Source organism: Marisediminitalea sp. (genome assembly GCF_984433645.1).
The window spans coordinates 1-8,753 of record NZ_CFIDRX010000180.1 but is presented as its reverse complement, the minus strand read 5'-3'; the positions used below and the strand labels follow the sequence as shown (position 1 = coordinate 8,753).

Genomic DNA, 8,753 nt, shown 5'->3' with positions numbered 1-8,753 from the left:
CCAATCGCCATGACCTCGCCCACTGACTTCATCTGTGTTGTTAGTCGGTCGTTAGAACCGGCAAACTTCTCAAAGTTGAAACGTGGGATCTTAGTTACAACGTAGTCGATAGCCGGCTCAAACGACGCTGGTGTTAATCCACCGGTGATATCGTTAGCCAGTTCATCCAGGGTGTAACCGACTGCCAGTTTGGCAGCGACTTTCGCGATAGGGAAACCTGTGGCTTTAGAAGCCAGCGCTGAAGAGCGCGATACACGCGGGTTCATTTCGATGATAACCAGACGGCCCGTTTTAGGGTCGACACCAAACTGTACGTTTGAACCGCCGGTTTCAACACCGATTTCACGCAGTACTGCCATGGCGGCATTACGCATGATTTGGAATTCTTTATCGGTCAGGGTTTGCGCTGGTGCAACGGTGATGGAGTCACCGGTGTGTACACCCATTGGATCGAAGTTTTCAATGGTACATACGATAATACAGTTGTCTGCTTTATCGCGAACCACTTCCATTTCGTACTCTTTCCAACCGATCAGTGATTCATCGATCAACAGTTCGTTGGTCGGTGACAGGTCCAGACCACGGGTACAGATTTCGTTGAATTCATCGATGTTGTAAGCGATACCGCCACCGGTTCCACCCATGGTGAAAGACGGACGAATAATACAAGGGAAACCAATGCGTGAGAGCACGTCGTGAGCTTGTTCCAGCGTGTGCGCAATTTCAGCACGCGGACACTCAAGACCAATTGACTTCATGGCTTTATCGAAGCGCTCACGGTCTTCCGCTTTGTCGATGGCATCCGCCGTGGCACCAATCAACTCAACGTTAAATTCTTCCAGTACGCCTTCGCGGTTCAGGTCAAGCGCACAGTTCAGTGCAGTCTGACCACCCATGGTAGGCAGAATGGCGTCAGGACGCTCTTTCTCAATGATCTTGCGGACCACTTCCCAGTGAATAGGCTCGATGTACGTCGCATCCGCCATTTCCGGGTCGGTCATAATGGTAGCCGGGTTAGAGTTAACCAGAATTACCCGGTAGCCCTCTTCGCGCAGGGCTTTACAAGCCTGAGCGCCTGAGTAGTCAAACTCACATGCCTGGCCGATAACAATCGGTCCGGCGCCCAGAATCAATATACTTTTTAGGTCGGTACGTTTTGGCATTGGGCTAGTTCCTACTGCTTTGACTGTTCAATAAGGTCGATAAAATGATCAAACAATGCAGCTGCATCGTGCGGGCCTGGGCTCGCTTCAGGGTGCCCCTGGAAGCTGAACGCTGGCTTGTCGGTACGATGAATGCCCTGCAGGGATTTATCAAACAATGAAATATGGGTAACTTTCAGCGTGTCAGGCAATGATGCTTCGTCTACCGCAAAACCGTGGTTCTGGCTGGTGATCATCACAACGTCACGCTCGAGGTCTTTAACCGGATGGTTAGCACCGTGGTGTCCAAACTTCATTTTTACTGTTTTTGCGCCACTGGCTAATGCCAGTAACTGGTGGCCTAAACAGATACCAAATACCGGCAGGCCGGTATCAACGATGGTCTTAATCGCTTCAATTGCGTAATCACATGGCTCAGGGTCACCCGGGCCGTTAGACAGGAATACACCGTCCGGATTCATCGCCAGTACGTCTTCAGCAGGCGTTTGTGCTGGTACCAGGGTCAATTTACAACCGCGGTCTACCAACATTCGCAGGATGTTGTGCTTCGCACCATAATCGTATGCAACGACGTGATACTTGTAATCACTGCCCGTTTTGTAGCCAGTGCCTAATTCCCATACGCCGCCATCCCATTGCTGCGTTTCAGTGGTTGAAACCACTTTGGCTAAGTCCATGCCTTTTAAGCCAGGAAAGGCTTTGGCTTGCGATAGCGCTTCGGCTTCGTCAAGCGAGTCGACACACATAATGCAGCCATTCTGCGCACCTTTGTCACGCAAGATTCGCGTAAGGCGACGTGTATCGATGTCTGCGATACCAACAATATTGTTAGCTTTTAAATAGTCAGACAGGGTTTGTTCGTTACGAAAGTTACTGGCAACGAGGGGTAAATCGCGAATCACCAGGCCTTTCGACCAGATTTTATCGGATTCAACATCTTCCGGGTTAGTACCCGTGTTACCAATGTGGGGATAAGTCAGAGTTACAATTTGTTCAGCATAAGAGGGGTCAGTCAGGATCTCCTGATAGCCGGTCATTGATGTGTTGAAAACAACCTCACCAACAGACACGCCTTGCGCACCAATCGCAGTTCCTTTAAAGACAGAACCATCCTCTAACACCAAAAGGGCGGAATTAGCCAAGTCAACCTCCAAATTAAGGATAACCGAGAGTTTAAGCCAGTTACGATAAACACTCACAAAAAACGGGAGGTAAAGACACACTTACTTCCCGTTTACAATTATTTGCAGCTAATTAAACTGCGCTACGTACCAGCCAAATTAAGGCAAAGCACTTTTCAAGCGCAAAATTTTGGCAAATTCCGCGGATTATATCTGAACTATTCCAAAAGGTCTAATCCAATCCACTAAATTTATAAAAATATCGCTTTTGCGCTAAAAAGCACTCAAACCCTTCAAAAGTATTAATAATAGTATTTACTTTTGTAGTGAGAGCACGTCATTCATGCCGTATTGGGCCGCCGGCTTATCAGCCAACCAACACGCAGCATGTACTGCACCACGGGCAAAAGTAAGACGACTGGACGCCTTATGGGTGATTTCAAGACGTTCACCAATGTCAGCAAATAAAGCAGTATGTTCACCCACTACATCACCTGCCCTAACGGTCGCAAAACCGATTGTATTGTGGTCACGTGGCGGCTCTTTACCTTCCCGTCCGTACACCGCACAGGTTTTGAGATCGCGCCCCAGTTCGTCGGCAATCGCTTCGCCAATGGCCATAGCGGTTCCTGACGGCGAGTCCTGCTTGAAACGGTGGTGGGCTTCAATAATTTCAATATCGGCGCTGCTACCTAGCGCTCTGGCCGCTTGTTTTACCAGCGATAACATTAAGTTAACGCCAACACTGTAGTTTGCAGCAAATACCACAGGAATAGACTTCGCAGCGTCTGCCAGGCTGGTTAACTGTGCGTCAGACAGCCCCGTCGTACCAATAACAACCGGCTTCTTGTGCTGAACGCACCAGGCTAGATTGCTGTCAAAGGCGGCAGGCAGAGTAAAGTCAATCATGACATCCACGTCATCAGGGTTGAGACCGGATACACCTTCGCAAGCTGTATTCAGTTTGCCAATACCGGCCAGTTCACCCACATCCATACCTACCCATGGGGAGTCATCCCGCACACTGGCTACCGACAAATTGGCTTGTTTGTGCTCGTTCAATGCTTCAATGAGCACGCGCCCCATTCTGCCATTTGCGCCAAAAAGACCTACTTTCATGAAAAACCTTACTTAACATTTAAAAACACCACTTCTACTAACATTGTATCGTCATGCTGCTATTTAGTGGGTGTTGTTGTATTTGCGCAAATTGTGCCCGAAGCTGACCCAGATGAAAACCGCGAATCCATGCTCTTCAATATAAAAAAGTACTGTGATAGATCAAAATTTGCGGTAGTCGGCGTTGCCTGACAGCGCCAACTCGTGCAAGCTTTTGTTTTTGTTCATCCTGTTTTGGAGTGGTACGTATGGAAAAACGCCTTATCTGGGATATCCCCACCCGTCTTTTCCACTGGCTATTGGTAGCCTGTATTCTGGCCCAGTATCTGACAGCCGAAGTTTTTGACGCCATCGATTGGCATTTTAAGATTGGTTATTTCACCCTGGGGCTGATTTTATTCAGGTTGTGTTGGGGTTTTGTAGGCACAACTTACGCGAAATTCAGTCAGTTCCTTACCGGGCCCGGTAAAGTGGTCGCCTATGCCAAAACCCTGACTAATAAACATTCTGAAGAACATGCGGGACACAACCCGCTTGGCGGCTGGATGGTCATAGCGCTGTTACTGTTAGTAGCAGCCCAGGGCATCAGTGGTTTGTTCATTGGCGATGATATTTTCAGCAACGGTCCCTACTACGACGCGGTATCCGACGCGACACGTGATGTTATGAACGCCATTCACCACACTGCTTTTAACGTGTTATTGGCTGCCATTGTGTTACATGTGGGCGCGGTGGTGTTTTATGCCAGATACAAAAAGCAGCTCCTTGTGCCAGCCATGCTGCACGGAAAGAAAACGACTAAGGCGCAGGGTATCAGTTCATCCCGCTTACTGGTTGCCGCCATCCTTGCGTTGATTGTCATTGCAGCCATGTACGTGTTTATTGAAGTGCTGCCGCCAGAACCGGTTGTCGAAGAGTTTTTCTACTAGCTGTATTCAGTACAATACGAAGGGGCATCTGGCCCCTTTTTGTTGTGGAGCACACCACACTTTGTGAAAATCTAAATATAGCGACGTCGTTCTGCAGCTAACCCCAGCGCAAAAAACGCTACAACAAATGCCAGCCCGCGGTATTCATACGCAATGTAGTTAAACAGATGATGCAAAAAAGGCGCGCCGTAGACAGTCAATGCGCCGTAGCCAAAAGCGCACAGCACAACGAATAGGGCGCACCGAATCACAAAGTGATATGGCGAAAGGATGCGTTTGATGTGTTTATTGATGATATCGCCATACACTACCAGTAACGTCGCTAACAGCATCAGGCTCATTTCGTCGAAATACTCTGCCAGAATATGGCTTATGTGGATGGTATACGCAGACAACTTAACAACTCCAACCCCAGAAAAGTACGCGTATTCTGAAAGGCAAGCTAACAACTGTCAAAACAAAAAAGGCCGGCATAAACCGGCCAATGCAGAGAACGCGCTCTGTCGGATGTTGAAACGGTTAGTCTGATGCCACCAGCCCTTGCGCTTTCATGATAGATTCGATTTCCGGTACGCTCGCCGGATCATCAATGGTCGAAGGCACGGCGACTTCCTGATTCGCCGCTATCTGGCGAAGTAATTTACGCAGGATCTTGCCTGAACGAGTTTTCGGTAAGCGTGGCACCACAACAGCTCGTTTAAAACAGGCTATAGGTCCAATTTCTTTTCTTACCATGGCTACCAGCTCTTTTTGCAGATCATCCGGGTCGATATCGTAACCGTCTTTCAGTAACACCAAACCCACCGGCTCCTGCCCTTTTAATGCATCGTGTACGCCAATAACACTGCATTCCGCCACGGCATCGTGGGCGGCGAGGATTTCTTCCATCTCACCGGTAGACAGTCGGTGGCCAGCGACATTTATTACGTCATCGGTACGCCCCATAATGAACACATAACCGTCATCATCTTTGTAGCCGCCATCGCCTGAGCAGTAATAACCAGGGAAATCACTCAGATAACCCGACTTAAAGCGCTCGAGGTCGCCCCAAATCGTCGCCAGGCAACTTGGCGGTAACGGCAATTTTATAGCGATTGCACCCTGCTCTCCGGGCGGGAGTTCCTGCCCGCGAGCATCCAGTACCTGCACATTAAATCCAGGTGTTGGCACAGTCGACGACCCCGGCTTGGCCGGCTTAGGCTCTACGCCCATCAGATTGGCACATATTGCCCACCCGGTCTCGGTTTGCCACCAGTGATCCACAACAGGCTTACCTGTTTTATCAACGGTCCATAAGTAAGTAGGAGGATCCAATCGCTCTCCTGCCATGAAAATCGTGTCGAGTGACGAGATATCATACTTTGCCAACTCGCTGGCAGTCGGGTCTTCTTTGCGGATAGCTCTGAATGCGGTGGGAGCGGCAAACAGAGCTTTAATTTTATACTCGTCTACCATTCGCCAGAACGCACCCGCGTCCGGTGTTCGCACGGGCTTGCCCTCATAAACCACCGTGGTACAACCGTGTAATAAAGGGCCGTAAACAATGTAGGAGTGACCCACAACCCAACCCACATCAGATGCGGCCCAGAACACGTCGCCTGGCTGCATATTATAAACAGCCGTCATGGAATATTTCAGCGCAACAGCATGCCCGCCATTTTCTCGAACCACGCCCTTAGGCTTGCCTGTTGTGCCCGATGTATAAAGGATATAAAGCGGGTCGGTGCCTTTTACCGCTACGCATTCTGCGGGGATGGCGTCAGCCACCGCGGTATGCCAGTCAATATCCCGACCTTCCTGCATGCTCGCTTTTGCTTGAGGGCGCTGCAGTACAATACAGGCTTGTGGTTTATACGAAGAAAGTTCAATAGCATTGTCGACAAGTGGCTTGTACTCAATGACTTTAGCGACCTCAATGCCACAGGACGCTGTGACGATCAGTTTGGGCTGTGCATCTTCAATACGCACGGCCAGCTCGTGAGGGGCAAACCCGCCAAATACAACCGAGTGAATTGCGCCTAATCGCGCAATAGCCAGCATTGCAACTACCGCCTCGGTAATCATGGGCATATAAACAACGACTCTGTCACCCTTTTCCACGCCCTGACTTTTCAATACGCCGGCAAAGGCGGCAACCTGGCTTTGCAGTTCGCTATAGGTCACAGTGTTTTTTGTGCCGGTTACTGGCGAATCATAGATAATTGCAGGCTGCTCACCGCGTCCTTGCTCGACATGATAGTCAACAGCTATATAGCAGGTATTCAGTTCACCGTCTTCAAACCAATGATAAATTCCGTCGTTATCCTGACTCAAGATCGTCTTTGGCGAGGTGTACCAGGGTATGGTACGGGCTTGTTCAGCCCAAAATAATTCTGGTTGTTCAATAGAACGCTGGTATTCGGCTTGGTATGACATACGCATGCATTTCCTAATTATTATTTGGTGACCCTGAAACTTGCCTTGAAAGTTTCAACATGACATTACATTAATAGAAAATGGTAAAAATGCGCATACGACCATTGGCTTATATGTCGACAATTTAACGAAAAACGGCTATTTTTCGGTCTGAGCAACCTGCACTTTTTCAGCGGAAAGAACAGCATTAAGCCAGTCCTTTTCAGCTAATGGTTTTGAGAAATAAAAGCCTTGAAAGTAGCTGCAGCCCCGCTGTTTAAGGTAATCACACTGAAATTCGTTCTCGATGCCTTCTGCTACCGTACTTACATTCAGCGCATGTGCTAAGTCGACAATAGAGTCGACAATAGGTACGCGTTCGTCCTGAAAAGTTATTTCGTCGACAAAATAGCGGTCTATCTTTAATTCCGAAATGGGCAGCTCTTTGAGGTAACTCAAACTTGAGTAGCCGGTACCAAAATCATCAATGGAAAACGAAAAACCTTCATGACCTAACGACTCCATGCGCTCCCGAACTAATTCAACACTGCTGATTAACGTGGTTTCAGTGATTTCCAGCATTAGCATATCCGGGTTAACCTGCCATTTGATGACGGTTTCCAGCAACTGTTTGGCAAAATCAGCCCGAACAATATGTCTGCCGCTGATATTGACTGCTATCCGGGTACGAACCCCCTGCTTCTGGCACGTTTGCAGCAACCGGCATGCCTCTTCAATGACCCAATTTCCAATGTCTATGATGGCATCACTTTCTTCTGCAACCGGAATGAACTCCGCCGGACTGATAAAGCCCAGAGTCGGGTGTTCCCATCGAATCAACGCTTCCGAACTGACAATGTGCTGATTACCGTCATACTGAGGCTGCAACATGAGATAAAATTCCCCATCATCAAGCGCGCGCGCAAAAGAATGCGAAATTTCCTGATACCGCGCATAGTCGTTAAAAGCGGCCTTATCCAGCGCAAGCATGCCGCCAGGTCCCTGTTTTTTAGCTCGTTTCTTACCAAAGGTCAGTACACCGTTAATCTTTTCATATGACGCTTTTCTGGCGTCCAGACGACAAGATGCAATAGCGGCTGTTACGTTATGGACTAGTTTTGAAATAGTAAGTGGCGCTGATATTTGTTTGTGGCACTCCCATTCCAGGCTATCGAGTATCATGCTTGACTGCTTGGCGTTATTATCGATAGGCGTGGTAGATAAAATAAGAAAATTATCACCGATCCCTCGGTATAGCATGAGTCCATCGGGCAACAGCTTTTTCAACCGCTGACCAACAATCCGCAATATGGCATCGCCCACATGCTTACCAAACGATAAGTTGTATTGTGCGAAGTTATCCATATCAATCAAACAGCAATAGATGTCTAAGGACCGGTATTGTGACGCCGTTTGGTCCAGTACCCGTTCGAGATCTTTTTCAAACGACCGCATATTAGGCAGCAATGTCAGTGAGTCAAAGTAAGCCGTTTGATAGATATCCTGAATGGCTTTTTTCCGCTCAGTAATGTCTTTGACGATGCCGACAAACTGACGTTGTCCGTCCTGAATCACCTCAGAAATAGACAGTTCGATAGGAAATTCCTTGCCACTCTTGTGTTTACCTATCACTTCCCGCCCAACGCCGATAATTTTCGCTTTGCCTGTTTCCACGTAGTGGCGGATATAGTCGGAATGGAACTGGCTGTATGACTGTGGCATCAGCATTTTCACATCCTGCCCAATCACCTCCTCAGGCAAATAACCAAAGACGGTATACAGCGATTTGTTGGCGGTGATGACCGTGCCTAAGACATCGATGGTCACCACTGCATCATTCAGGTTATCCAGAATAGCCGCCAGATACGCCGTGTAATTGTGTTCAGTTTCCAACAGACGATAGGCGTCGGTTATGTCTTCCAGCGCACCGTAGATATGGGTTACACGCCCGCCTCTGTAGCGCGCTTTGCCGGTAGCCTTGACGCGACTAACTTGTCCGTCAATACGATTTAAGACCCCTTCGTGAC

7 protein-coding genes are annotated in these 8,753 nt (G+C 48.6%); 1 reads left to right on the top strand and 6 read right to left on the bottom strand.

Annotated features, from left to right (window positions below):
• From carB to dapB, 3 genes are all read right to left on the bottom strand, one after another.
• Positions 1-1,163 (bottom strand): carbamoyl-phosphate synthase large subunit (carB, locus tag AC4MRN_RS17415; protein WP_491203988.1); only part of this gene is annotated, 1,163 nt, incomplete at its 3' end.
• A gap of 11 nt (positions 1,164-1,174) precedes the next feature.
• Positions 1,175-2,305, bottom strand: coding sequence for a glutamine-hydrolyzing carbamoyl-phosphate synthase small subunit (gene carA, locus AC4MRN_RS17410; protein ID WP_155014340.1), 1,131 nt, complete (start codon positions 2,303-2,305; stop codon positions 1,175-1,177).
• Between the two features lie 294 nt (positions 2,306-2,599).
• Positions 2,600-3,403, bottom strand: a complete 804-nt coding sequence (gene dapB / locus AC4MRN_RS17405) for a 4-hydroxy-tetrahydrodipicolinate reductase (RefSeq protein WP_491203987.1) — start codon at positions 3,401-3,403, stop codon at positions 2,600-2,602.
• Positions 3,404-3,651: 248 nt separating this feature from the next.
• Here dapB and AC4MRN_RS17400 point away from each other — a divergent pair, with 248 nt between their 5' ends.
• Entirely contained in the window at positions 3,652-4,332 is a 681-nt protein-coding gene (locus tag AC4MRN_RS17400; RefSeq protein ID WP_491056037.1) for a cytochrome b/b6 domain-containing protein, read from the top strand.
• Positions 4,333-4,403: 71 nt separating this feature from the next.
• On the opposite strand, the gene AC4MRN_RS17395 is transcribed toward AC4MRN_RS17400, so the two are convergent.
• The 3 genes from AC4MRN_RS17395 to AC4MRN_RS17385 all read right to left on the bottom strand — a co-directional run.
• Complete coding sequence (locus AC4MRN_RS17395; protein ID WP_491203986.1) at positions 4,404-4,727, bottom strand: DUF3392 family protein; 324 nt, start codon at positions 4,725-4,727, stop codon at positions 4,404-4,406.
• A gap of 124 nt (positions 4,728-4,851) precedes the next feature.
• Positions 4,852-6,747 (bottom strand): propionyl-CoA synthetase, encoded by a 1,896-nt coding sequence (locus tag AC4MRN_RS17390; protein WP_491203989.1) that lies wholly within the window; start codon positions 6,745-6,747, stop codon positions 4,852-4,854.
• Positions 6,748-6,885: 138 nt separating this feature from the next.
• Positions 6,886-8,753, bottom strand: a 1,868-nt coding sequence (locus AC4MRN_RS17385) for a putative bifunctional diguanylate cyclase/phosphodiesterase (protein ID WP_491203985.1), incomplete at its 5' end; no start/stop codon positions are given.